Consider the following 25771-nt stretch of genomic DNA (forward strand, 5'->3'; position numbering starts at 1 on the left):
TGAGCCTGCATTTTATAGAAGCAATTTTGCCAGCGGAGGATGGTTGATCAGCATCGGGCGATACGGTTTCGGCATCGCTCTCGGCTTGGGAGAACCGAACCGGACGGCCGCGGAAGAAGGCCCCGGCCTTCCGGCCGGGGCCTGCGCGGGTCCTCAGTCACCCCGCCGCGCGTTCGGGCGGGACCAGATGAGCGAGAAACCCTCACCTTCCTCGTCGTCGAAGAGGTTGGCGTAGATCGGGGCGTTGAAGCTCGGATCGTCGAGCTTGAGGCCCAGGTAGTCGCGGCCCTCGTTGGAGGTCTTCGACCATGCGGCGCCGATCTCGGCGCGGCCGACCAGCACCCGGTGGCTGGGAGCGTTCTCGCCAGTGGCGCGTGTGTCTGGGACGATGCGCACGTTCTTGGCCTGGACGCTGAGGGTGACGATTTCGCCGGTGAACTCGTTCGAGGCGGTCTTCTTGAAGGTGCCGATGGTAGCCATTGTAAGTCTCCGTTTTCTGTTCCCGAGCCCGCACCATGCGGCCTCGATGGCGATCGGTTGGCCGGATGGCGACCGACGACGCATCGCCTGCGACCGGAGCAACGCGGAGGACGGCGCAAGAACGACTTTCTTGTCTCGCGAGGAATGGCGGCGCTCGGGGTCCCCATGCGCTTGCCGCATGGGGTGGGAGCCGGCAGGGGAAGAAAGTCGAGATGCGTCGTTGCGGCTCAGGCGGTCGAGGCTTCAGCCGTCCTTCGGGCAGATCAGCCCATTGAAGAGGCCGTTTGGAGCGCTCTTGGGACGGATTGGCAACAGAGACGTTGGCGTCCAACGCGCCGCCAGCGGATCGCTACGAGCTTCATTGGCATCGCCCACGCATTCCAGGCACCAGATCCGGTGCACCTGCAACGCAGCCGCCACCGGCCGCGCTGCCGTCCTGCCACCGACTGGTCGGACCTGCCTTGCAGCATCGACCGAAGAGAGTCCAAGGCCACAAACGTGGCCGCACCGGGATTGCCCAATCCTTCGATCCTTGGCACGTAGCCCGATTGCTCCAACCACCGATAATAAGGAGGCTAGGCCTTCGTCGGTCTGGTCCATCCGCCGCGCCCGCGCGGGTCTAGGCTCGAACCACGTCCCTGCCGGATTGGTCGGCGGCTGTCATGCCCACGACCCGCAGATATGCCGTGACGCCGACGGCGGTCGCGCCAATGACGGAAAAGACGATCTGCCAGGTTTCCGAAGGCATCATGTGCTTCGCGATGCCATGGGTGGCATGGTAGCCGGCAACGATCGCGGGAGCGACGAAGACCAGCGCGATCGCCAGCTTCGCCCACATGACGCTGATAACGCCGAGGAGAATTTGGCCGACGCCGAGCGTCAGCCCGGCTGCGAGGATGCCGACAAGGATCGCGCCAAGCCAGCCGGCGCCGGTATTGAATGCCCAAGTGCTTGCGCTAACGCCGACGAACAACGGGAGGGCGACGATAGCAAGCGTTAAGAGCAACCAGCACATGATACCGATGGCCGCGATGCAAAGGAGAATGCCGAGGATGATCATGGGGATGTCTCCGAGAGAATAGCTCTGGCGATTGCGCCTTCCACCACCACCTGGCGCAGTGCACAGCGTAGCAAAGGAAAAGCGCGGGCGAAACCCGCCGGTGTTCTTGCATCGCCAGGCGCGATGTCCGCCCCATCATGGGGCGAACGGGTCGATTTCGCTGATGATGGCGGTTTCATCGCCGTCATACTCACTCGCCGGGACGACCGAGAGAGTGCCATCGCCGGCACGAAAGATGACGATGGCGACCATGAGGGTGGCGGCGAGGCTGAAGGCGAAGGCATGCGCGTCGGCGAAGGACATCGACCCGGCTCCTGTTTGAAGCGGAGGACCATCCCCCGCTGACAGGCGCCCGATGCGTCCGGCTGATGGCCGCAATCACCGCGAAGGCGAAGCCGGAGCGGCGGCACGCTTCGCGTAGTCCGACCCCTTGCGGGTTGATGGCTTCAGGCCGTCGGTCGGACCAAGGATCAGCGCAATGGATCGCGGGGTGTGGTCATCTTCAAGTCAGGAGCGGGCGGGAGTCGTTGGCGCGACGCTGATGTTCCATGAGAGTGTGAGCGAGTTGCCGCGCGATGTGGCGGGTGTCGAGCGAGAACCCGGACGGCCATGATCGCGATGGGTCCCGTTGGAAGCCGCCACGCTGAAAATGAGGATGGAGCTGGGCGATGACGCTGTGCAGTCGCGGTGGCAGGCCCAATCCAGTTCTCTCGGCGTAAAGAGCCGCCTTGCCGAGATCGTGCCCGATATGGCGGCGGTTCCAGGGATCGTCGGTCACGACTCTGAGAAGATGCGACTTCAGGAGCAATTCAATGGCGATGGCGATGGCGTGAAGGGCCGCATTGTGCCTGCCTAGATCCGCCGCCCGGTCGGCGCCATCGAGGTGGGCGGCGGCATTGCGCAAGAAGGTGTCGGCGAGCGCGATGTCCGGCGTGAAGCTTTCGGGAAAGGATTCGAACGACACGGCTTGAAGAATGCCGTGCCTCCCCTGCTATTTATAGGGGGTAGGTTCCGACGGCGCTTACGCGCCGCCGTTTCCGAGCCGATAGACCGGGATGCCGACCTTGCGAGCCTTGTCCGCGAGGTTCTCCTGAATGCCGGTGCCCGGAAAGATGATGACGCCGATCGGCATGACCGCCAACATCTGGTCGTTGCGCTTGAAGGGAGCGGCCTTGGCATGTTTGCTCCAGTCGGGCTTGAAGGCGACCTGCGGAACCTTGCGATGATCGGCCCAGCGGGCGGCGATCTTTTCGGCGCCTTTCGGTGATCCGCCGTGCATCAGCACCATGTCGGGGTGCTTGGCGCGGATTTGGTCGAGCTTTGCCCAGATCAGCTCGTGATCGGCGGTATCGCCGCCGGAGAAGGCGATCTTGGGGCCAGCCGGCAACATGACTTCGGTTTCCGCGCGCCGCCGGGCCGCGAGGAAGTCGCGGCTATCGATCATTGCGGCGGTGAGATGGTGGTGGTTGACCATCGACCCCGTGCGCGGTCGCCAGGCCGAGCCGGTGTACTGATCGTAGTGGTCGGCAGCCTGGTCACGCATGAGTTCGAAGGCGTCGCGCCGTTCGATCATGGTCTGGCCCAGGGCGGTGAGTGTCTCGAGTTCGACCGCCTTGATCTCGCTGCCGTCCTGTTCGCGCTGCAGGCGGCGCTGGGCCTGCTCGTTGTCGTCCAGTTGCCGCTCGATTCGCAGCACGGCGCGGTGGAAGACATTGGTGACGGACCAGAGGAGGTCATCGAGGTCGGGTTCGAGGCGCGTGTCGGCCAGGGTGGCGATGAGGGCGTCAAAGATGTCGACCACGGCTCCGGCCACCTGGTCGCCACCGGGGAGCGGTCTCGGATCGGGCTCGTCCGCATAGGGGCGCCAACCGTAAAGCTGGAGTTCGGTGAGGATGTGATCGGTCGGAGAAGCGGCGTGGTGCGGTTCGGTGTCGTCGTGCTCGCTCATGGGATGCTCCCGTCGGTTTGACCGCGACCCTCGCGGCCTTCATGGCGACGAGAGTCCACGGGCGGGACGGTCCGGCACCCGCAGCGAAGCGGAGGGCCGGAGCGCAGCGGAGGATGGCGGCGGCCGACTATTTTGCCTCGCGATGGAAAGGCGTCGCGCCCAATCGCTGCCATTCGCGAGCAGTCGCGCGCCGCCGGAAAATAGTCGGCGGCCGCCATTGCCTGGCCGGCCAGTTTGTGGGCCCGATCGCCCTCTTGAAGGCCGGGTCGCGGTTCTCTGCCGGCGGGCCACGCATCCATGCGGCGCAGCCGGCACGGTGCGCTGGGCGCTTCCCCTCACGGCTCATGCCGCCTGTGTCAGATAGCGGGTGCGATCTTTGCGCATGAGCTGGTCCGCAATCGAGGCGCGGAAGGCGGCCAGTCCGAAATGGCGGAGATCTTCGTTGAAGTCCTCCATCGCCGGCGACAGCACGATTGCCTCGATTCCGGCGTCGGTCGCGCGCTCCATCAGGCTGTCGCGTGCACCGTCACCGGCCGGGTCGTTGTCGCGGATGACATAGAGCCGCTGCAGGTTCGGCGGGAACAGGATGGCGGCGAGATGGGCTGCCGAGAGTGCTGCCGCCATCGCCATGTCGGGCAAGGCGCATCGGAGCGAGAGCGTCGTCTCGATGCCTTCGCCTGCCGCCATAACGCTGCCGGGCATGCCGAAGCGGACGGCATGACCGAGGAGGTCACCCATTGCCCTACGCGGTGTGTCGACGGGTGCCTTGCCGGCGCCGTCCGGTGCGAGCCAGGTGCGGTGCGCGCCGGTCAGATGCCCATCCAGATCGGTAACGGTGGCAATCATCGCCGGCCAGGTCTCGGTCGGTCCATGATCGTCGGGCCGGTAGTAGCAGCGCGGATGGAACTGCAAGGCTGCGGTTCCGTGCAAAGTCGTAATGGCACGTCCACGCAAATACGTTTCCACGAGGGTGCCGATAATGGGCTTCGACATGGCGACCAGTCGGCGAGCCGCTTCCGGAGATCCAATGGGGACCTGCGTGATCGGCGCGGTCGGCCGGGGTGGCATTGCATCTGGCATAGCGAGAAACACGCGCGCCTCGTCGGCGACGTCCCGAAAATTGATCAGTCCGAGGGATTCGCGGATGACATCGAGCAGGTCGCCATGCTCACCGGTAGCGGCGTCGGTCCATTTGCCTGGCGGTCCCTTCGCGGATGGCCGCAGACGCACGAACATCGACCGGCCCGGCGCATTGCGGACGTCGCCGACGGTCCAATAGTTGCCCTGGCGACGGCCATTGGAGAGGTAGTGGCGGCACACCGCCTCGGCATGTTCGCCGAGGCGATGTGCGAGGTCGGATGCAGCGTGACGCGGAATCATGCAGCCTCCCGCTCACTGACCCGCTCGATTGGGAAGCGGTCGAGCACGCGCTCCAGCACGGCGAGCCCGTTGGCGTCGATCGGCACGAACATCCTGAGCTTCCACGAAATGATCTCGTGGAACAGACCGTAGGCGGTGAGGCGCTCGCGCATCGTGTCGGTGAAGCCGGACAATTCGATGCGCCATGCGCCCATGACGCGGCTGCGGCGAAGCTGGAGATCCTCGGCGAGATCGAGGATCGTCCGCCCGTCCATCAGAGCCGCAAACGCCTGTTCCGGCGACAGCGCAACCACGTTCGTCGCAGAGGCGTTGGCGGCCCATGCCGGCGAGACGCGGCGGCCGATGAGGCACTCGCCCTCGTCGGTCTGAAGTCGATAAACGCGGGTCGACTCGTTGGGCAGGCGCTTCCAGATTGGGAGCAGCAGGCCGGTGACCATGTGCAAGACCGAGTCCGAAAACTCCGGCACCCCGGCGATTTCGGCGGTCCAGGCAGTTGTGAACGCCTCGCGGTGGGCCTCGACCCAGCGTGTTTCGCCCATAGCCTTGAGCGGCATGTTCTGGCTTTCCATCGGCCGGATCAGGCGGACACGGCGCTCGACCTCGCCATCGTCGAGCATGACGCTGGGGGTCGGGATCTGTACCGCGGCGCGGCCCGATTGCTTGTTGATGAGCAGTAAGGCACGCGGATCGCGGAGATGATCGAGCGCCGCATTGAGCGTGACGGGCCGATTGCGCTTGCGTTCGGTGATCGTGAGCAGGCGGCTTTCGGCGCCTGTGCGCGGATGGGTGTAGATCACCTGCCGATCGGTGATGACGAAGTTTTCGGCCTGCAGCGTCTCCAGCCCGGCGTCGTAGTTGCCGGAGGTGATGGCACCCTCGATCCGAGCGGCCAGAAGCTGCTCGAACGCGCCGAACAGCACGCCCTGCAGCTCGATGGTCAGCGCCAGCAGTCTGTTCAGGAAGGTGGTGATCGGCGGCAACTCGTCCTTGATGCCATTGGCATCCATCAGGTTGAGACCCGTCGCCGCCTCGAAACGCTCGAGCGAGCAGCCCTCGACCTTGCCGCGAACGATCAGCAGATAGAGTTGCCGTAGCGCATCGCGGGCATAGTGGCTTTCCAGATTGTCCTCTGGCCGGAACAGGCCCTGGCCACCGGTCTGGCGCTGGCCGCGCGTGATCGCGCCCAACGTGTCGAGACGGCGGGCGATCGTCGAGAGGAAGCGCTTTTCCGCCTTCACATTGGTCGAGATCGGCCGGAAGAGCGGCGGCTGCGCCTGATTGGTGCGATGCGTGCGGCCGAGGCCCTGGATTGCGGTATCCGCCTTCCAGCCGGCCTCGAGCAGGTAGTGGACGCGCAGCCGCGTGTTCCGGGCCGACAGTTCGGCGTGGTAGCTCCTCCCCGTTCCGCCCGCGTCCGAAAAAACCAGAACGCGCTTCTGGTCATCCATGAAGGCCTGCGTCTCGGCGAGGTTTGCCGACCCGGCACGGTTTTCAACGACAAGGCGCTCGCCCTTGCGGACAATGCGGCGCGAGCGACCGGTGACCTCGGCCACGATGTCCACCCCGAAATGCTGGACGATCTGGTCGAGCGCGCCGGGGACAGGCGTCAAGCTGGCGAGTTTGGCGATCATCTCGTCGCGCCGGGCGACCGCCTCGCGGCTCTCGACGGGCTGGCCATCGCGGTAGACCGGGCGCGACGACAGATTGCCCTCGCTGTCGGTGAACGGCTCGTAGAGCTGCACCGGGAAGGAATGGGCCAGGTAGTCAAGGACATATTCGCGGGGCGTGATGTCGACGCGAAGGTCGTTCCATTCCTCGGTCGGCAGTTCGGCCAGCCGCCGTTCCATGAGCGCCTCGCCCGTCGAGACGATCTGGACAACGGCCGCATGGCCCTCCTCCAGATCGCGGGTGATGGAGCGGATCAGGGTCGGTGTCTTCATGCTGGTCAACAAATGGCCGAAGAAGCGTTGCTTGGCGCTTTCAAAGGCGCTGCGCGCAGCCGACTTGGCCTGGGCATTGAGCGTGCCGGTGCTGCCGGTGATGTTGGCCGCCTGCATCGCCGCCTCGAGATTGTTATGGATAACGCCGAAGGCCCCAGCGTACGCGTCATAGATGCAGGCCTGTTCGGGCGTCATCTCATGCTCGAGCAGTTCGTATTCGACGCCGGAGAATGACAAAGACCGCGCCGTATAGAGACCGAGCGCCCTGAGGTCGCGCGCCAGCACTTCCATCGCCGCGACGCCACCGGCCTCGATCGCCTCGACGAATTCGGCCCGCGTCGAGAACGGAAAAAGCTCGCCGCCCCAGAGGCCTAGCCGCTGGGCATAGGCGAGATTGTGGACGGTGGTGGCGCCGGTGGCCGAGGCATAAACGATGCGGGCATTCGGCAGCGCGTGCTGCAGCCGCAGGCCGGCACGGCCCTGCTGGGAGGGAGCGGCATCGCCCCGTTCGCTCTTGCCGCCGGCGGCATTCTGCATGGCGTGGGCTTCGTCGAAGATGATCGCTCCATCGAAATCCGGACCCAACCATTCGACGATTTGTTTGACCCGCGAAACCTTCTCGCCGCGATCGTCGGAGCGCAGCGTGGCATAGGTGGTGAATAGGATGCCTTCCGCCAGCGTGACCGGCCTGCCCTGCGGGAAGCGGGAGAGCGGGGTGACCAGCAAGCGCTCCATGCCGAGCGCGGACCAGTCGCGCCGCGCATCCTCGATGAGCTTGTCGGACTTGGAGATCCAGACGGCCTTACGACGGCCCTGCATCCAATTGTCTAGGATTACGGCGGCGGATTCCCGGCCTTTGCCCACCCCAGTGCCGTCGCCGATCATGAAGCCTTGCCGGAAGCGCACGGCGCCTTTGGCGTCCTCGCGAGCGGCGCTCACGACATCGAACGTGTCGTCGAGCGTCCAGGCGCCGGCGAGATACTCGGCATGAGCCTCGCCCGCATAGATGACGGTCTCGAGCTGCGCGTCCGAGAGCAGGTCAACGACGTTCTTCGGTAGGCGCGGCCGGTAGCCCGGCTTGGGTGGCGCTACCGAGGCCATGGCCGCCGATTGAACGAGCTTGGTGGGGTGAGCCCGCGAGCCGGGAATGCGGATCGCCTGAAGCCCGTAGGCCTCATAGATGGCGTCGCTGATCTGGCCGTTCTCGGCCGCCTGCCAGTCGACAGCCTCATAGGCGAGGTCGATGGCTTCCGGTTCGGCGATCGACATGCGTGGCGTGGTACTCGCCGAGCGTGTGAGATAGCCGTGCACTTTGCGGGCCGCGGCGACCGCCGATGTCGCGCTGGGAAGGGCGGCCATCACGACCGGCGGCCGCGCGGGAAGGCGCTCCTCAATCCACGCGAGGAGCGTTGCCGCATCCGGAGCGATGCCGGGAGCATCCGGGAAGAGCGAGGGATCGTCCGCCGGCACCCTGTCGATGACGGTGAGGCGCGTCGGGAAGGTCGTGCCGTGCTTGGCATAGACCGAGCCATCGATGGCGGCGGAGAAGACCACGCGACCACGCTCCTGCAGGCGAGTGAAGGCGGCGGTCCAGGTCGGATCGTCGGGCGCGAAGTTCGCACCGGTGATCGTCACCAGCCGCCCGCCGGGCGCAAGGCGCGACAGCGCCGAGGCGATGTGCCGCCATGCCGCGTCGGCCATGCGGCCCTCGACATTGGCCATGACCGAAAAGGGCGGGTTCATCAGCACCACGCTCGGCACGGCGCCGGGATCGAGATGGTCGTCGATTTGGGCGGCGTCGAAGCGGCTGGCGGAGACGCCCGGAAAGAGACACGAGAGAAGTGCCGCGCGCGTCTCGGCAAGCTCGTTGAGGATGAGCGAGGCGCCGGCTATCTCGGCCAGGATGGCGAGCAGCCCGGTGCCGGCGGAAGGCTCCAGCACACGGTCGCCGGGCGTGATGGCGGCGGCCGTTGCGGCGACCAGGCCGAGCGGAATCGGCGTCGAGAACTGCTGGAAGGTCTGTGCTTCTTCGGACCGGCGCGTATGCGTCGGCATCAGCACTGCGATCTTCGACAAAGCGGACAGCCGTGCAGCCGGAGATTCGGCTTTGCGGAACAGCGCCTTTCCGTATTTGCGGAGGAAGAGGACCGTCGCGACCTCGCAGGCATCGTAGGCCGTCTTCCAGTCCCACGCGCCGGCGGCGTCGGAGACACCGAATGCGGCTTCCATCGCTGCCCGCAGCTTTGACCCGTCGATGCGTTCACCGTTCTCGATATGGGGAAGCAGGAGGCCGGCGGCAGCGAAGATAGCGGCGGCACCATCGGTTTCGGCGAGCGGCAACGATACGACGCCGGGAGCCGCTGCGGCGGGCGAGATCATGTACATGGTGTGAACCTCCGGAGAGCGGGGACAGGATCGAGCCGGGCGGCGCTCTCTCTGGACCGCGCGGATTCAAACCCATCCCGGCTCGCCTCTCCCTCTCAGGTCCTCGCCGAAGCCAAAGTGAAACAAGCGCCCCGCCGTGAGGTGGAGCGCTTGCCGGTATCAACCGATCTCGACCATATTCCGCCGTCAGGCTCCGACTTCTGTAGGAAATCTTTGGCGTCGTCGGGATCGGGCGGCAGGTAGGCATCATAGGGATTGCCGTCGGCAAGATGGCCGAACGGCGTGAACACGTAGTCCGCGCCGTCCCGCCCGATCGCGCAGATTATATAACGCCGCTGCCCGGTCGCTGCATCGGCGCTTCCATGAGCGCGAGGTTGCCGTCGCCGGCACAAAGCAGCGTCTGGAAGTTGCTGCGCGAAAATGGCCCGGCGATACACCGGGCGGTGAGGTGAAGGAGAAAAGGCCGGGCGACCCGGGCCGCCCCGCCAACGGTGCTATTCGGCGGCTACCACGTGCGCCGCAGTCTCATCGGCGGCCGAACCGTCCTCGTCGTCACCGGCGAGGAATTCGGGAAGGTCGGCTTCCTCGCCCTCATCCGGCTGCGCGGCCGGCGCGTCATCGCCGCTTAGGCGGAGCGGTTCGGGCAGCCAGCCACTATCGGCCAGGAGGCGCTCGGCCTCCTTGGCCATGTCGACCTTCTTGAGATGGTCGATAAGCTGGGCGGGCTGGTCGCCGGCGCCTTCGCGCACGGCTTCGAGAATGCGGGACTTGGTGACGCGGCCGAGATAGTTATCCACGGTCGGCCGCCAGCCGGCATCTACCATGTCAAGCCCGGTCGCACGGGACAACCGATCGGCTTCACGCAGGCGCTGATCGAGCCCATGCTGGGAAACGCCGCTGCCGTAGGGATTGGGTCGTTCGAACAGGGCGTTGATCCCATAGCTGACGCAATGCGCCAGCAGCTTCTGCCGGCTGGCTTCATCGAGCCCGTCGAGCCAAGCCCATAGGGTGTCGTCGTCATCCAGTGGAATGACGCTCTTCCAGGCCTCATGGCGCTCATCGACAGCCTTGGCCGCAGGGCTGTCCTTGAGACCGACGTCCTGCCACGGCAGGTGGACGTGCCGGACGAAGGCCTCGACGCAGCCGATGGCGGAACGCTGACCGAAGGTGTCGAGGACAAGCCGATGCAATAGCGCCGTGATGGCCACATGCTGGTTCTCGGCCACGGCATTGCGCAGCGCCAACGTGCGATGGGCGGTGAGTTCGATGATCAGGCGCTCGGGCAGCGGCTTGATGGTGTCGCCGTCATCCTCCTCTGGCTCGGATGCCTGCGCGCCGATGGTGATAATGGCGCGGCTGACCGAAGGATCGTGTCTGCTATCCACGTTCTCGGTTGCGCAGCCTGGCTCGGCGGAGTCGCCGTCGGCCGCATGCATCGCTTCGTCCTCGGGGCGTACATGGCCCCGATCGACGATGAGATCGCCATCGCGATCGATGCTGATGAACACACCGGCGCGGGCGATCTCGGCCCGATCGTAGTTCATCGGCCGGCTCTCGAAGGCCTCGAGCGCGGTCTCGATCTGACCGAGGCGCTGATCGACATCGTCGGGGAGTTCGTCGGATTCGCCATACTCGGCTTCCAGCCGATTGTACTCCGCCTGCAGGGCTTCGCGTTCCGCCCGCTCCGCGTCGGTCAGATCGACGGGGGTGCCGGCCAGTGCCCGCAGACCGTGATTGTGGCCGTAGGGCAGATCGGCATCGACCACGATCCACTTCCAGCCCTCTGCCGCGATCTCATCGGCGATCGACTTCATCCTGTCGCGGACCAAGCGGTCGAGCAGAGCGGGGTCTTGCAGCCAGCCGCCATTGTCGGCCTCGAACAGGTCGCGCAGCACCACGCCGCCGGCAGCGACATACGCGTCGACACCGACGAACAGCGCCCGGCGATCGCTTGCCCGCACAGTGGTCTCCGTCAGGAGGCGCCGGATCTGCTGCGGCTCCTTCGACCAGGAGTTTTCAAGCGCCTCCCAGACCTGCTCCTGACGGGCGTGATCGTCGGTCACGGTAAAGGCCATGAGATGCTCGAGTTGCATACCCTCCTGCTCGTAGACCTCGTGCAGCTTGGGCGAAACTTTTGCGAGCCGCAGGCGCTGCTGGACAAAGGTAGCGGACACGAAGAAGCGTGCCGCAATCTCCCCATGGCTGGCGCCCTGATCTTGCAGGGTCTGGAAGGCCCGGAACATATCCAGGGGATGCAAATCTTCGCGCTGAAAATTCTCGGCCAGCGAGTCCTCCTCGATCGGGACCGCGCTGTGGGCGTCGCTGACGACGCAGGGAACTGGCTCGGTCTTTTTCATTCGCTTCTGCTTGACCAGCAGTTCCAGCGCGCGATAGCGGCGCCCGCCAGCCGGCACCTCAAACATGCCGGTCTCGTTACCCTCGCCATCCAATACTGGCCGGGCGTTGAGGCTCTGGAGCAGGCCGCGCCGTGCGATCGACGCGGCGAGGTCCTCTATCGTTTCCCCACGCTTGATGCGCCGGACATTGGACTGGCTCAGCATCAGCTTGTTGAAGGGGATGTCTCGTGAAGCGTTGAGGGTGATCTTCTGCTTGGGCGTAGCCATGGGATTATCTCCGCGACAGGGCGACCGAGACTCTCTCGACCTCCAAACCCGTCAAAAAAGACGGCGCAGCCCTCTCACTCTGAGGACTGCGCCGCACACCGAAGATCTAGCTAGAGGGGGACTGGGCCGCAGACACGACTTTGCCCTCGTGAGGAGGGTCATGCGGCCCTCTTGTCGATCTCGGGCTGGCCGGCCTCAACCATGGCGCCGGTTTCCGGAAGGAGGTTGAGCAGCCAGTCGGCGGCCTTGCTCGCCTGGCTGGCGGCCCGCACGATGGCGCGGTTGTCGTCGCGGAGCACCTCGAGCCAGGAGCCGAGATAGTCGGCATGGCGCACCGTCGGCACGATGCCGAGCGAGGCGCAGCAGAAGGCCGCGTTCATCTCTGCGACCAGTTCCTCGAACGCATATTTCTTGGTGCCGAACGAACCGCCGAGATCCCGGCCGACCCGCGAGGCATGACCCGTGGCGTGCCCCATCTCGTGCAGCGCCGTGCGGTGCCAGTCGATGGTCTCGAAATAGGCCTGCGGGGGCGGCACCCGCACGTAGTCCTGCGCTGGCACATAATAGGCACTGCTGCCACCGATGCGGAAATCGATACCTGTCGCCTTGATCAGTGCGTCGACGGCCGGCTCGATCAGCCCGGGTTGCGGTGCAGGCGGAGCCGCGGCCAGATCGTCGGGCAGATTTTCGCATTGCGCCACGTTGAACACGATGAAGCGCTTCAGGAACGGTATGGCATGTGCCGCCTCGCCCGTTTCCCGCGCGCGATTCTTCTCGTCGTCAGGGATGAAGCGGTCGGCATAGACGACGGTGGTCCCGTGTTCGCCCTTGCGGACATGACCGCCCAGCGATAGCGCCTGGCGGAAAGTCAGCCAGCCCTGGACGGGAAAGCCATGCTCGACGACCGCACCCCACAAGATCAGCACGTTGATCCCCGAATAGGCGCGGCCTGTCGCGGCATTGGCCGGCATGGCTAGGGGCGCTTGCGCCGCCGTGCCCCAGGGCTGGACCCAGGGAAAGCGCCCAGCTTCCAGCTCGGCGATGATCTTATTGGTGATATCGTCATAGAGGCTTGCCCGGTCGGCGCCGGCGCGAGCGTAATATCTGGACATCGCGGTTCTCCGCGACGGGCGCCGGAGGCCTCTCCTCCAGCCCTCAACCCGTCACGGCAAACCGGTCCGTACTCTCACTCTAGACGGCGTTGCGGGAGCCTCCCGCACAAGGGGAGACGCCCTCGAATTTGTGGCAAAGGCGGTCCGTCGCCAAATCGGCAAATGTCGCTGACCATCTAGCATGGTTATCGCTACCGGACTGCGTGGCGGATGCGGTCGGTAAGCGTTTGTTCGACGTCGAAATAGCCCTCCCAGGAGTCGGGCAGCTGAGCCCGCGCGGCGGCGGCGAAAACGTCGAGACCGTTGGCGCTTTCGCAGGTGGGCAACTCCTCCCAGCTGACGGGCACCGCGCACGACGCCCCCGCGCGTGCCCGAGTCGACCAGGGACAGATTGCAGTGGAGCCCTGGCCGTTGCGCAGGTAATCGAGAAACATTCGGCCCTTGCGCTTCGCCTTGCTCATGTTGGCGACGAAGCGCGACGGATCTGTACGGGCCAGTAGTTCGGCGAAGTCTTGGCAGAAGCTCTTGACCTCGTCCCAGTCTGCCTCCGGGACGAGCGGCACGACCACATGAACGCCCTTGCCGCCGGACAACAACGGCCACGACTGCAGTCCAAGCGCTTCCAGAATGCCCCGAATGTCGGAGGCTGCCTGCTTGACGGCAGTGAAGCCCAGGCCCTCGTCGGGGTCGATGTCGAAGATCATGCGGTGCGGCAGGTTCGGCTGCTGGCGAAGGCTTCCCCAGATGTGGAATTCGAGCACGTTCATCTGGACGCCAGCGATCAGCCCAGCCAGGTCATCGACCCACAAGATGCGGCTTTCCTTACCGGACATCTTCTCCAACTGGCCGTCATGGATGGCCTTGGGCATGCCTGGCAGTCTGTGCTTCTGAAAAAAGGTCTGTTGCAGGTCACCGTCGGTATCGCGCACCAGCGACAGCGGCCGATCCTGGATGTGCCGCAGCATCTTCTCGGCGACCACGGCGTAGTAGGCGGCGAGCGTGGCCTTGGTCACCTTGGTTCCCGGATACATGACCTTATCTGGATGCGTCAGCTTGACGCCGACAGCAGCGGCGATCTCCTTGCCGATTCCCGGATCGAGATTGGCGGAGCCAAGAGTTGCCGGCGTCTTCGGCATTTCCATCACCACCTGGTCGGCCCGCTTGTCTTCGCGCATGCCCTTAAAGCTTGGATGCCGCAAGCTGCCGTCCGGTGTCACTTCGGAATAAGTGACTTCGGCGACAAGCACGGGCTTCACCCACCGCGCACGGCGGGCAATGTCTCTCGGAACGGAGGCGAAAGCCGCTTTCTCAACACGGCGTTTCTCGAGCTTCGCAAGGATCTCCTTGCGCATCGCCTCGGTGAACCCCGTGCCGACACGGCCGCGATAAATGAGCTGGCCATTGTCGTAAGTGCCGAGGATCAACGATGCCATGCCACGTCCTGCGTCACTTGGGCGGTAGCCGCCGACGACGAACTCCTGTCGCTTCGTGCACTTGATCTTGAGCCAACTCGAGGTGCGGTCGCCGACGTAGGAGCTGTCGGCGCGCTTGGCAATGACGCCTTCGTGGCCGCCCTCGCACATGCCGTCGAACACCCTTTTGCCATGGTCGACGATGTGGCTGGAGAATTGCAGGCTGTCGTCGGGGCGACGAGCGCCCAGCAGGGACTCAAGTCGCGCCTTGCGCTTGAGGAGCGGCTGGTCCGACAGATCTTCGCCATCGAATTCAAGCAGATCGAAGGCGTAGAACTTGAGGGGCATCCCCGCGGCAATGCCGGTTTTCAGCACGGAGAAGTTCGTGCGGCCCTGGCTGTCTATGGCGACGATCTCACCATCGATCAGCACCGCGCCTTTGGTCAGTCTCTGAAGCGGCGGCAGGATGACCTTGAACTGTCGGGTCCAGTCGTGGCCATTGCGGGTATAGACGACGACGTTCGAGCCGGAGATGGCGACTTGGGCACGATAGCCGTCGAACTTCATCTCGAAGAGCCAATCCTCGCCCACCGGTATGTCGTCTGTTAGTGTGCAGAGCTGGAAGGACCGAAACCCCGGCAGCGGATAGGTAGGGATAGATTCTGAGTCTCTGCGCCGTGTGCGCCTTTTCCTAGGGGTGCCATCTACAGCCGCCATGCGGAACTCGGGTACATAGTTCGATTCAATACCCTGTCTGGGATTCGGTTCCATGCCCAAGCATCTTCGCGCCGGCGACCGTCGGCGCTCTAAGAAATACGGCGTATAAACCGCAGTCCTGCGCGCGTCCGCAACAGTGGACGGTTGTCGCGCGTAGGACGGAGGAAATTCGCCCCCGCCGCGGGCGGTGAACGGGACAGCCGTAGGAGCGTCAGCATAGCGCCGGCCGCAGGACGGGACGCGGGACCGACTGTCCCCGTCCGCGGTGGTCCGCGTGTTTGCGTCGAAGCCGACTGGCGGAGATCGCGCGCATTTCGGGCTCTCGACAATCCGGCTGCTGATTGTCGCAAAAGCGATTTTTGCCAGCACCAGCGCCGAATTGATCTCAAGAAATCGAAGAGGTTTTTGCATCCCTTCAACTCCCGTCAATTGCGTGGCAGCTTGTGAATTTCCAGCCTGACGGGCCCTCCCCTGTCACAACTCGTGCAGAAGAGCGCCCGCTCGACCGAACTGAACAGAGCACCTTTTCCATAGCGTTCGATGAGCCCGGCAGGCTTTACCGTTGCATGGTGCGAACAGGATCTGCACCAAGCCCGCAACACATGCCACTCGCGAAGATCGCCGAGCGCCACATCCAGGCCAGCGTGAATACTGCCATCGATAATGGCCTGCGGTGGGATCTTGACCTCGCCTGGTGTCAGGATTTTCTCCATCACATGCCGACTGTTGTAGTGGATCAGCAACATGCCCGGCCGGCGCCGGATGGCAGCTTGCCAAGCCGCTTGACTCACCGTTGAATCAGGGGAACGCGAAATGGTTTCGGATAGGACCTGCTCGTCGCGATCCCAAACCTCGATCCGAAAATTGTCTTCCGCGGTTTTTGCCATAGCTTCGCCGGCCAGCGCGATTGACGCCGAGTCATGGTCCTTTGCTGCTCAAGATCACGCTGAAATAAGGAACATATTCCTCTCCCGTCAAGGGCGATCTTGACTTTTTGTTCTTATTTTGTTCACATTGGAAGGATCAGGCAATAGGAGGCGAACCATGGAACTTCGCTTGAACATCGAGGACGCAACACCCCAAGAGCTCGCGCGTAGTATCGCGGCAGCCGAAGCAGTGTTTGCACCCGCCGGCATTACGGCTCTGCAAGGCGCTGAAGGCCTGTTCGCATTGGAAGGGTGGGATATCAAAGGCTTTCCAGAAGACGGCAAGCCTACCGAAGAGGAGGACCGGGCTGCCACAGTGTTCGTCGCAGGGCGGCACGGGTGCAAAATACAATCTGAGTAGACACTTCTGCATGCGAGCCATGTCCGATTGTGCGTTGCAGCATATGCGGAACCAGATAGCTTGAACTGGTCGGCCGTCTACTCCTTCCAGATGAGACCCGACAACCCGAAAGCGGTGCACCTCCTCCCGCGCTGTGATCGAAATCGAGCCCGCTGCCACCTCCTCCCGGCAGCGGGCTTTTTCTTTCGAAACCAAGAACGCGAATGCAGCGAATTTTGCAATTTTGCTCTTGAAAAGCTGATTTTGGTGGTCTTACAAATCCGCCATTGCCCGTGTAGCGTGTGAGGCAATTGCGATGGACGGCTTAGTTCAGCTCAACCAGAATTAAACCCTTATGGAAGTGATCGAAGCCTGCGGCGAATGGTTTGTTCGCGTGGTCGAAGACGGCAACGAAGACAGCCGGTCATTTGAGTTGGAATCCTACGCGCTAGCGTTCGCAGAAGTCCAGCCTGCCGAAGGACTATCCGATGGTGGCGCCGAGCTATTCCTTGTCTCGATCGCAACTTGCAAAGGCGTTCGGCCTGGGCCGCAAGGCGGAACCTGCGTATGAGCCGGAAAACCCAGGAGCGCGTCCGAAGCGGAAGAAACTTGGGCTGAAGATCAGTTGAGACGGAGCTATCCGTACTGATTCGGATGGGGTGAAGGTCAGACCGTCGTCAAATTCAGATGTGAAATGGAGCGCTCAGAGACATTTGGAATGAGGTCCGGCGAACCGTGCGCGGGAACGTCCGCTAGGACGTGTCTTTTCGTCGGCGCCGAGCCTCAGTCGGTGACGACGATTCGCGTGTTGCCGAAGCCAACTTCCCGCACCATTGAATAGAAGGTCGCGGCATTGGCGGTGTGCAAGCGGACACAGCCATGCGACGCCGGGCGTCCAAGGTATCTCACCGCGCCCGTGCCATGAATGGCATAGCCGCCACGGAAGAACACCGAATAAGGCATCGGCGACATGTCGTATTTGCGCGAATACCACATCCGCGCTGTCCGTTGCGGCCGATAGCTGCCGCGCGGGGTGATGTAACCTTTGCGGGCGGTGGATACGCTCCATCGATAAAGCACTTGACCATAGCGGCTGACAGTCATGGTCTGCGAAGATACATTAATGGTGGCGATCAGGCCCGCGGCCTTGCCTTCGACAGACGTGCCGAACAGCATCGCGGCAAGTGCTACCGCCAAGAGAACAACTCTGTTCATGAGATCAAACCCCTTTGATGCCCTTTGCCTGACTGCCATCGCGCGGTTTTTCATCTTTTTACCGGCAGGTGAGTGATGTAACACACAGTCTTTGACAAAATCGCCAATCTAAAGCAGGGGATTTGAACGATTTTCCCGTCATAGCCTGCCGCGCCGACACGATGTGGGCGGCAGGCTTGCAAAACCACCCCGTCCACTACTCAAATCGTCGGATGAACCAACGACACCTGAAGCTGGTTATCCTGGCGCGTGATATTCTCATCGAGGCTGATTTCATGCGGATCGTTCACGGTGTCGATGACACAGCGGATCGTTTCGGTCATCTTGATCTGCTTGCGTTTTTACGCGAAGCAACTGCTCGAGCCTGCGGCCTTCGCCGATGCTGACGAAATAGACGCTGGTTTCCGCACTTTCGCCGTCAAACTCCGGCTCCACTACAGGTTTTTCAGGATGCCCTTGGCGGCGATGCTTGGGGCGCGTGAGCGCGCGGCTGAGAGGGGAGGAAGCTGGCGAGCGGAACTGGACTGCGCGTCGAGCGGGGCGGATCGAGCCATTTCAGGGGGGAAATGCGCATGCGCCTTGCGAGCGGGCGGTCTCGATCTGCGCAGGCGGCAATCGCGGGACCATCTCTCCCTTATTGCCAGGTCTGAAATTCGAGCTTGGTCGGCCGCTGAACGAACCAACCTCGGTCTACCATGCCTAGCTCCGATGGCAGTATCTACGATCTAATCGCCGTATGTGCTCTCGTTGCCGCGAACGGGTTCTTCGTCCCGGCGGAATTTTTCTCTGGTCGCCGTTCGCGGTATCCGGGCGGTCGAACTAGTCACTGCCCCCAGCAGTTCACCTGGTCGTGCCCAGAGTTCGGCTCCCTCATCCCGCTGCGAAAACCATCAGATCCTCGAGCGGGAACTCGACGTAATATTGGCCTGGCGGAAGGGCATCGCGGGAATAAGTCCGGATCGTCAGGTCATTGCCTTCGAAAATGACTTCATGCCTATCGCCAAGGAAAAGGCTCTCGACGCAGGTCATGGCGATACGCCCCGGGCCGTCCTTCCCGGACCACGTCACCCGCTCAAGACGGATAAGTGCGGTGACTTTGGTGCCGACGGTCAGCTCCTGCTGAGCACTGCCCACAAGATGGATGCCGTTCGCGACAATTTCCGCACGGTTGCCGTCGATGACGGTGACCACGCCGTCAAGCCGATTGCTGGCGCCCATGAATTCTGCTGCAAACAGGCTCTTCGGCTTGTTGTAGATTTGTTTGGGCGTTCCGTCCTGGTCGATCTGGCCGCCGTTGAGCAGCAGGATGCGGTCGGCGAGCGCCATCGCTTCCACCTGGTCATGGGTGACGCATAGCGCCGATAGGCCGAGATTGGTGATGAGGCGACGCAACCAGATCCGCGCTTCCTCGCGCAGCTTGGCGTCCAGATTGGACAGAGGCTCGTCGAGCAGGATCACGTTCGGCTCGTAGACCAGCGCGCGGGCCAACGCGACGCGCTGTTGCTGGCCGCCGGAGAGCTGGTGCGGATAGCGCTCGCCCAGTTTGCCGAGGCCTATGCTGTCCAAAGCCTTCTGGACGCGGCTGGCAAGATCCGCCCGAGACACTTTGCGCAGCTTCAGCGGATAACCCACATTCTCCGACACCGTGCGGTGCGGCCACAGCGCATAGGACTGGAATACCAGCCCGAGACCGCGCGTTTCCGGCGCCAGATTGATGTTCTGCTCGGCATTGAAGAGCGGCCTGTCGCCGAGCAGTATCTTGCCACGGTTGGGTGTTTCCAGACCGGCGACCGCTCGCAACAGCGTCGTCTTGCCGGACCCGGAGGCGCCGAGCAAGGCGACGATCTGGCCCGGTTCGACCGAGAAGGACACACCTTTCAGGATCTCGAGGGTGCCGTAACTGAGGCGCAGGCCATCTATGATGATGTCAGTCATTGAGGCGGACTCCAAAGCGCATCGCGACGGCAAGACCGGTTACGATGATGGCGGTGTTGATGACGGCGAGAGCGGAGACCAGATCGATCGCGCCGGTGCCCCACAGGGAAACCATGAGCGAGCCGATCACTTCGGTTCCCGGTCCGAGCAGATAGACGCCGGTTGAATACTCACGCGCGAAGATCAGGAAGATCAGCAGCCAGGCCGAGAACATCCCGCCACGGATGAGCGGCAGCGTGATGTCCCTTGCGACCCGGCCTTCGCTGGCGCCAACTGATCGTCCGGCTTCCTCGAGTTCCTTGCCGATCTGCAGGAGCGTTCCGGAAATCAGTCGCATGCCATAGGCGAACCAGACAATGGTATAGGCGAGCCACACCGAGATCATCGTGGCACGCAGGGGCGCGATCGGCTTGAAGAACAGAAAGATCCATAGCATCGCCAGGCCAGCCACAATGCCTGGCATCGCCCGCGGTATCATGGCCACGTAGTCGACGACTTTGGTCAGGGGTGCGTTTGAGCGGTGACCGGCGAGTGCCACGGCAGTATAGGCCGCGATCGAAGCCGCACCGCCGATGACCGCAACACCGACCGTGTTGACAATGGCGCTGACGACATTCGGATAGTCAGCGAGATCGCGATAGTGATCCAACGTCAGCACCTCGAAGATGTTCACCCCGACGCCCCAGCTTGTCACCAACGAGCGAATTGCGACGCCGCCCACCGGTATGATCACCGTGGCCGCGAACCAGGCCACCACGAGCGCGAAGGCCGGCCAGCGAAGTGCGCCCAGCCGGATGGGGTTGTGCCGGCTGCCCTTGCCCTTGACAGACACATAGCGGCTGGCGTTGCGCAGCATGTAGCGCTGCAGCACCACCAGCGGAAGCGCGATCATGATGATCGCCACCACCACCACGGCCATCAACTGGTACGAAGGAACGCCGAGCTTGTTGGTGAGCTTGTAGAGATAGGTGGCGAGAACCAACACCCCTTCCGGATCGCCAAGCACCAGTGGCAGGCCGAAAAGTTCGAAACCAAGGAAGAACACCAGAACCGCCGCATAAAGCACCACCGGCATCACCATGGGCAGCGACACGCTGGCGGCGACGCGCCAGGGGCCGGCGCCGGCGATGCGTGCCGCCTCTTCGAGGTCAGCGCCGACGTTGCGCAGCGCCGCCGATGCATAGAGATAGACATGCGGGACATGCGTGAGCCCGGCGATGATCGCGATCGATGTCACCGAATAGACATTCCAGGGCACGTAGCCAATCACCGACTTGACCGCCAGAGAGACGAAGCCGACCGGTCCCAACGTCATCACATAGCCGAAGGCCAGCACTACCGCCGACATGAACACCGGGATGAGGATGATCGGCTCCAGCCAGCGCTTGCCCGGCACGTCGGTACGCACGATGATGAATGCCAGCAGTATTCCCACCGGAACGGCGATCACCGTCATCCCCACCGCGAGTTTGAGCGAAGTCGTCAGCGCGAGCCAGAAATCCGCATCCGCAAGGATGAAGCTATAGGCCTTCAGCGACAGATGCGCAGTCTTCTGGAAGAACGGGCCGGACAGAAAACTCTGGTAGATGATCAGCGTGACCGGCGCCAACACCACCAGGATGGCGAGGAGATTGGTGCTGACACGAAAGACGCGGAAGGGCATGATCGCCTCGAACAAAGCCGGGGGCCGTCCGCTAGCAAGAGCGCAAGCGCGCCGTTCCGATGGTTCTTAACAGCAAGAAGGCGGAAGAGCCGATTGTGGCGGCACTCCCGATCAGGCGATTACTCGCCCTTCATGGCTTTCTGCCACTCGGTGAGGAACGCCAGCCGTGTCGTCTCGTCCAGGCCTTCGAGCAGTTTGTCGTCGAGCGCGATCGGATGAATATTTTCGCCGGCAGCGGCCTTTATGGACGCCAGCGTGGTTGCCCCCTCAATGTCATCGCGAACGGCATAGAGCTTGATGTCGTCGGCGATCAGCTTCTGCGCGCGCGCCGACAGCAGATAGTCGATGAATAGCTTCGCCGCATTGGGATCCTTGGCTTCCGCCGGAATGACCGTGGCGCGGGTGGTCACCAGGACATAGTCCTTGGGGATTATCACACCAAGGTTCTCGTCCTTGGCCTGTTTGGCGAGGCCATACGAGCCGAAGATGCCGTAGGCGATAGAATGTTCGCCAGACGTGACCTTCTCGATCATCGAGCCGGCGGAGCTGTAGAGCTTGATATGGGCCTTGCCAAAGGCCTTGTTGAGCGCCCAGGAATCGGTCCAGGTCTTGGCGTCCTGGTTGTAGAAATAGAAGCCGACACCGGACTTTTCCGGATCGTAGGACGCGATCTTCCCGTCGTAATCGGCGGTCTTGCCGGTCATCAGCTTGAGCAGATCGGCGTGGCTTGCGGGAACATCGCCTTCAGGCACGAGACGCTTGTTGTAGACGAAAGTCACCGGGTCGGCTGTGGCACCATAGATCATGTTCTTGTAGGAGGCCCAGGCGGGGACGTGAGCCGCCTCCACGGATTTGTACTCCTGCGCATAACCATCCGCCGCAAGTTTGATCTGCAGATCCGGCGCGGAAGACCATGCGACATCCGCCGTGCCTTGGCCCGAAGCGGTTTCGGCGATGACGCGATTGTAGAGCTCGGTTGAATTGAGGTCGGAATATTCTACGGCAATCCCGGGGAACGCTGCTTCGAAATCCTTGAGCAAGGGCTGGACCAGCGCCGCATCGGTCGTTGAATAGATGCTGAGGTGTCCTTCCGCGGTGGCGGCGGCCACCAGATCCTTGTAGTTGTCCGGATACCCGGCGGGAATTTCGGCAGCGGCGGCAAACGTCGCGAAAGCGGCTGACAGCGAAAGCACGGCCGTCATCGTCGCAAGACGATTTTTCATTGAGGGTCTCCTCCAAGTTCGCCTAAATCGTACCTCCTCCAGGCACAAAAGGCGAGTATCATCCTGACCTGTCACCAACCTGTCACGGCGATGTCGAGGTTTGCTCAGCCGACTTGGGCCCGATGGGTCGTGCTCAGTTCCTAGACGACAGCGGGATCTGCCACATCGACGTATCGCTGAGATTGTTGAAATTTTGGGGCGGCATCCTGCGTTTTCACTGTCGCTGGCCCTGGCCACCTATCATCGACTTGCTCCAATCTTCAATGAAGCGGCGGCGCAGCGCCTCGTCCTGTACGGCAAGTAACGCAGGGCCGATGCGTATGGCGCGCGCGATACCAGACTCGCCAAGTGTTTCCGGACCGTCCGCTCCCTCAGGCAATTGCCCGTTCTCGGCAAAGAAGAAGGCGCTCTCCCTGGCGACTTTCTGTCCCCGGGCCGACAGAAGGTAGTCGAGAAATCGTTTGGCAACGTCCATATTCGGTGCCGTCTTCGGAATGAGCGCGCCACGACTGAGTATCAGCGCATAGTCCCGCGGGACAACGACCCTCAAGTCGGAATTGCCCCTGGCCGCCGCATAGGCGTATGATCCGATCATATTGTAGCCTATATATAGGCTCCCGTTTGCAACGTCCTGAAGGGTCTCCGCAGTGCAACAACGCACCACAGTTTCCGCTCGGCTCATGCTTTCCAGAAGCCGACCGTAGACCGCCGTCGTCTGCCTCGCATCACTGAACGCCAATAGGTAGCCGATGCCCGAAAGCCGGATGTCGAACGTTCCGACCCGTCCACGATAAAAATCGATCCGCCGCCTGAGAAGATCGGCGAGTTCGATGTGGGTGCGCGGTACGTCGCCGGACGGCACGAGGCGGGCGTTGTAGACGAAGACGGCCGGTTCGTAGGTAAAGCCGAATACTTCGTCGCGCCAGTTTGCCCAGTCGGCGACCTGCGCGGTTTCCGCCGACATGTGCGGCGCCGCGCAGCCGTCATTGGCGAGCTTCACGAGTTGGTCGACCGACGGCGACAACAAGATGTCGCCCAGCACCGCGCCCGTCCGACAGGCTTCGCTGGCACTCTTTTGCAAGTCGTTGGTGACATATTCAACATAGTCGACTGCAACGTTGGGGAAAACGGACTGAAAGTCCCGGATCAGGGGTTCCATCGCCACCAGATCGGTCGCGGCGTGGATCGACAGTCGATCCTTCTCCGGCTGTGGCGAAGGGAAAAATGCGCTGCTTCCTTCAGCAGCTCTTGCCGCCTGATCGACGCACAAAAGGATTGCAGCCAGTAAAGTGAATGCCCGCAATGCTCTCGCTATCATCCTGCCTTCTCTCTGGCGATGGGCAACGTCAAGGTGACGGTGAACCCTTGCGTGCGCTTCCCGCCATCCTGGCTTTTCTCGCGGAAGGTCAGCGCGCCCCCGTGAGCCGCCGCCACCTCCGATGCGATGGCGAAACCCAGACCTGCGCTGCCGTCGTGAGATTTGGACGTTTCGAAGCGCTGCGTGACTCGCTCCCACTCGCTCGGCGGAATGCCCGGTCCGTCATCTTCGACCTCGACATGGGCAAGCGTACCGTCGCTGCGTACCCTGACCTCAAGGCGCGACACCACTCCATGGCGCAGGGCATTGTCGATGATATTGACGATCGCTTCACGCAGGCTGACGGCGTCCGCAAGCACGACAGGTTCGTCGTCAGGCGCCTCGAAGGAGACGATGATATCCGGATCGACAGTTATCGGAACCGCCGCGCGGAAAGCGCGCCGTGCGACGTCTGCCAGGTGGTGCGGCTGAAGCTGGACGGAATCGGCACGATGGATGACCATGGCGTGGCTGAGCAACTGGTTTGTCAGGCGCGCAAGTTCGCCGGCGCGCTGCTGTACGCGATCGAGATGCTGGCGGCTCGACTTGTCCAGCTTGGCCTGGCTCAACAAATCGAGCTGCGCGGTAAGTGCCGTCAGCGGCGTTCGGATCTGGTGCGCCGCGTCGGCGATGAAGCGTTGCAGGAGTTTCACGCGCTCGTCGAGCCGACTCATGAAATAATTGATGGAAGTAACGAAAGGCCGCAATTCTCGCGGGACGACGACTGTCACGGGCGTCAGGTCTTGTGGATCACGACGGCGAAGCGTCGCTCCCAGATGCTTGACCGGTTGCAGAGAATAGCGAATGGCCACCATCGCCCCAGCCAATGCCAATATGCTCATGATCCCCAGGAGGACGGTCGCTCTGAGCGTCAACTCCCCCGCGAGCGCACTGCGCGCTTCCGTGGTCTGCCCAACGATGACATGCGCCCAACCGGATACGGCGGGATCGGATAGAGCGCGAGCCACCACCGCTATGCGGACCGGTTCGCCGCGATAATGCGCCGATTCCAATACCGGGACATCGTGTATTGCTGCCAGATCAACTTCTGTTTGCAGATCGGCATAACCTGTCAGCGTCGCGCCGGAAGGATCGATCACGCGATAGAAGATGCGGTCGCGGCTGGCGAGGCCCAGGAGCTCAAAAGCCGATACCGGCAAGTTGACGATGAGTGAACCGGATTCAACCGTAAGGCTGTCCGCCATTTGGATGGCCGCACCTAGCAGAAGCCGGTCATAGGCGTCATCGGCGGCGGTTCGCGCGTAGTACCACGCCGCACTCACCAGAAGAGCCGCGCCCAGGCCCAGCACCAGCGAGATGCGGACCGCCAGGCGCGTGAAAAGGGAAGGCTCAGCCGGTATCATCGGAAGCCAGCTGATATCCCACGCCCCGCACGGTGACGATCTGCGCCTTGGCGCCTTCCAGTTTCTTGCGCAGCCGGCCGACATAAAGTTCGATCGCGTTCTGATTGACCGGCTCGTCAAACCCAAAAAGCTGATCGATAAGTTCATCCTTGCTGAAGACGCGACCTGGCCGCGACGCCAGTATCTCAAGCAACGTCATTTCGCGTCGTTTCAATTGCACCTCGCGCCTGCCTACCCGGACCGAGCGGCTGGCGCGGTCGAGCACGACATCGCCGCACTGAACGATGTTGGTCGCCTCCCCGCTTTTCCGCCGCAGCAGAACACGGGCGCGCGCTTCCAATTCGCGGAAATCGAACGGTTTGACCAGATAGTCGTCGGCGCCGATATCGAGCGCGCCAACGCGGTCCTCTATCTCGGAACGGGCCGTCAACATCAGAACCGGGGTCGTCTTTCCTTGCCTGCCGGAGCCTTCGAACGATTTCGAACCCGTCGAGGCCGGGCAACATGACATCGAGTATGACGAGATCGTAGCTGGTGAAACCGAGGATATCTGCAGCAGCACGACCGTCCGTCTCCCAATCGACCGCATGGCCGATCGTTTCGAAGCGGCGGCTGATTGCCTCGCCAACGTCGTGCGTGTCTTCGACGAGGAGAATTCGCATGACGGAGCATTTGCACGGAAGCAGTAGC

The 25771-nt window shown here is 62.8% G+C and carries 19 protein-coding genes and 3 pseudogenes; 2 read left to right on the plus strand and 20 right to left on the minus strand.

Translation table 11 applies throughout. The features are described 5' to 3' along the window. Nucleotides 1–153: 153 nt before the first annotated feature. The 12 genes and pseudogenes from NKH91_RS04075 to NKH91_RS04130 form a co-directional block, all read right to left on the minus strand. The gene (locus tag NKH91_RS04075) at nucleotides 154–480 is read right to left on the minus strand and encodes a DUF736 domain-containing protein (RefSeq protein WP_352677186.1); all 327 of its coding nucleotides are present in this window, start codon (nucleotides 478–480) and stop codon (nucleotides 154–156) included. Nucleotides 481–1099: 619 nt separating this feature from the next. Continuing rightward, complete coding sequence (locus tag NKH91_RS04080; RefSeq protein ID WP_352677185.1) at nucleotides 1100–1540, minus strand: hypothetical protein; 441 nt, start codon at nucleotides 1538–1540, stop codon at nucleotides 1100–1102. Nucleotides 1541–1675: 135 nt separating this feature from the next. Continuing rightward, nucleotides 1676–1843, minus strand: coding sequence for a hypothetical protein (locus tag NKH91_RS04085; protein WP_352677184.1), 168 nt, complete (start codon nucleotides 1841–1843; stop codon nucleotides 1676–1678). A 199-nt stretch (nucleotides 1844–2042) separates the two neighbouring features. After that, a complete protein-coding gene (locus tag NKH91_RS04090) occupies nucleotides 2043–2504 on the minus strand; it encodes a hypothetical protein (protein WP_352883500.1) in 462 nt (153 codons plus the stop codon). 57 nt (nucleotides 2505–2561) lie between these two features. Next, nucleotides 2562–3488 carry a DUF2493 domain-containing protein gene (locus NKH91_RS04095; RefSeq protein WP_352883502.1) on the minus strand — a complete coding sequence of 309 codons (927 nt, stop codon included), beginning with the start codon at nucleotides 3486–3488 and terminating at the stop codon, nucleotides 2562–2564. A gap of 342 nt (nucleotides 3489–3830) precedes the next feature. After that, nucleotides 3831–4865 carry a DUF7146 domain-containing protein gene (locus NKH91_RS04100; protein ID WP_502898974.1) on the minus strand — a complete coding sequence of 345 codons (1035 nt, stop codon included), beginning with the start codon at nucleotides 4863–4865 and terminating at the stop codon, nucleotides 3831–3833. Next, nucleotides 4865–9193: a strawberry notch-like NTP hydrolase domain-containing protein gene (locus NKH91_RS04105; protein WP_352883508.1), complete on the minus strand. Its 4329-nt coding sequence runs from the start codon at nucleotides 9191–9193 to the stop codon at nucleotides 4865–4867. Before NKH91_RS04105 ends, NKH91_RS04100 begins: the two co-directional genes overlap by 1 nt. Before the next feature lie 197 nt (nucleotides 9194–9390). Beyond that, nucleotides 9391–9626 (minus strand): annotated as a pseudogene (locus tag NKH91_RS04110) (DUF6117 family protein); the annotation flags it as partial. A 61-nt stretch (nucleotides 9627–9687) separates the two neighbouring features. After that, nucleotides 9688–11817, minus strand: a complete 2130-nt coding sequence (locus tag NKH91_RS04115; protein WP_352677180.1) for a ParB/RepB/Spo0J family partition protein — start codon at nucleotides 11815–11817, stop codon at nucleotides 9688–9690. Nucleotides 11818–11975: 158 nt separating this feature from the next. Next, nucleotides 11976–12929: an ArdC family protein gene (locus tag NKH91_RS04120; RefSeq protein WP_352677179.1), complete on the minus strand. Its 954-nt coding sequence runs from the start codon at nucleotides 12927–12929 to the stop codon at nucleotides 11976–11978. Between the two features lie 191 nt (nucleotides 12930–13120). After that, nucleotides 13121–15112: a DNA ligase D gene (ligD, locus tag NKH91_RS04125; RefSeq protein WP_352883512.1), complete on the minus strand. Its 1992-nt coding sequence runs from the start codon at nucleotides 15110–15112 to the stop codon at nucleotides 13121–13123. A 371-nt stretch (nucleotides 15113–15483) separates the two neighbouring features. Beyond that, nucleotides 15484–15945, minus strand: coding sequence for a hypothetical protein (locus tag NKH91_RS04130; protein ID WP_352677178.1), 462 nt, complete (start codon nucleotides 15943–15945; stop codon nucleotides 15484–15486). A gap of 157 nt (nucleotides 15946–16102) precedes the next feature. Between NKH91_RS04130 and NKH91_RS04135 the strand changes: the two genes are divergently transcribed. Both NKH91_RS04135 and NKH91_RS04140 read left to right on the plus strand, forming a co-directional pair. Further along, nucleotides 16103–16345 (plus strand): hypothetical protein, encoded by a 243-nt coding sequence (locus NKH91_RS04135; protein ID WP_352677177.1) that lies wholly within the window; start codon nucleotides 16103–16105, stop codon nucleotides 16343–16345. Nucleotides 16346–16812: 467 nt separating this feature from the next. After that, a complete protein-coding gene (locus tag NKH91_RS04140; protein WP_352677176.1) occupies nucleotides 16813–16953 on the plus strand; it encodes a Ros/MucR family transcriptional regulator in 141 nt (46 codons plus the stop codon). 154 nt (nucleotides 16954–17107) lie between these two features. On the opposite strand, the gene NKH91_RS04145 is transcribed toward NKH91_RS04140, so the two are convergent. The 8 genes and pseudogenes from NKH91_RS04145 to NKH91_RS04180 all read right to left on the minus strand — a co-directional run bounded on the left by NKH91_RS04145 (nucleotide 17108) and on the right by NKH91_RS04180 (nucleotide 25743). Then, entirely contained in the window at nucleotides 17108–17539 is a 432-nt protein-coding gene (locus NKH91_RS04145; RefSeq protein ID WP_352677261.1) for a L,D-transpeptidase, read from the minus strand. Between the two features lie 239 nt (nucleotides 17540–17778). Then, nucleotides 17779–18015, minus strand: a pseudogene (locus NKH91_RS04150) (ParB N-terminal domain-containing protein); the annotation flags it as partial. A gap of 394 nt (nucleotides 18016–18409) precedes the next feature. Then, nucleotides 18410–19474, minus strand: a complete 1065-nt coding sequence (locus NKH91_RS04155; protein ID WP_352883516.1) for an ABC transporter ATP-binding protein — start codon at nucleotides 19472–19474, stop codon at nucleotides 18410–18412. Further along, a complete protein-coding gene (locus NKH91_RS04160; RefSeq protein ID WP_352562071.1) occupies nucleotides 19467–21137 on the minus strand; it encodes an ABC transporter permease in 1671 nt (556 codons plus the stop codon). Before NKH91_RS04160 ends, NKH91_RS04155 begins: the two co-directional genes overlap by 8 nt. A 119-nt stretch (nucleotides 21138–21256) precedes the next feature. Beyond that, nucleotides 21257–22360 carry an ABC transporter substrate-binding protein gene (locus NKH91_RS04165; RefSeq protein WP_352883518.1) on the minus strand — a complete coding sequence of 368 codons (1104 nt, stop codon included), beginning with the start codon at nucleotides 22358–22360 and terminating at the stop codon, nucleotides 21257–21259. A 214-nt stretch (nucleotides 22361–22574) separates the two neighbouring features. Continuing rightward, nucleotides 22575–23663: an ABC transporter substrate-binding protein gene (locus NKH91_RS04170; protein WP_352883520.1), complete on the minus strand. Its 1089-nt coding sequence runs from the start codon at nucleotides 23661–23663 to the stop codon at nucleotides 22575–22577. An 11-nt stretch (nucleotides 23664–23674) separates the two neighbouring features. After that, nucleotides 23675–25081 carry a sensor histidine kinase gene (locus tag NKH91_RS04175; RefSeq protein WP_352677171.1) on the minus strand — a complete coding sequence of 469 codons (1407 nt, stop codon included), beginning with the start codon at nucleotides 25079–25081 and terminating at the stop codon, nucleotides 23675–23677. After that, nucleotides 25068–25743: pseudogene (locus NKH91_RS04180) on the minus strand (response regulator transcription factor). Before NKH91_RS04180 ends, NKH91_RS04175 begins: the two are co-directional and overlap by 14 nt. Nucleotides 25744–25771 lie beyond the last annotated feature (28 nt).

Origin of the sequence: Mesorhizobium sp. M0894, assembly GCF_040319725.1 — a bacterium.
GTDB lineage: Bacteria > Pseudomonadota > Alphaproteobacteria > Rhizobiales > Rhizobiaceae > Mesorhizobium.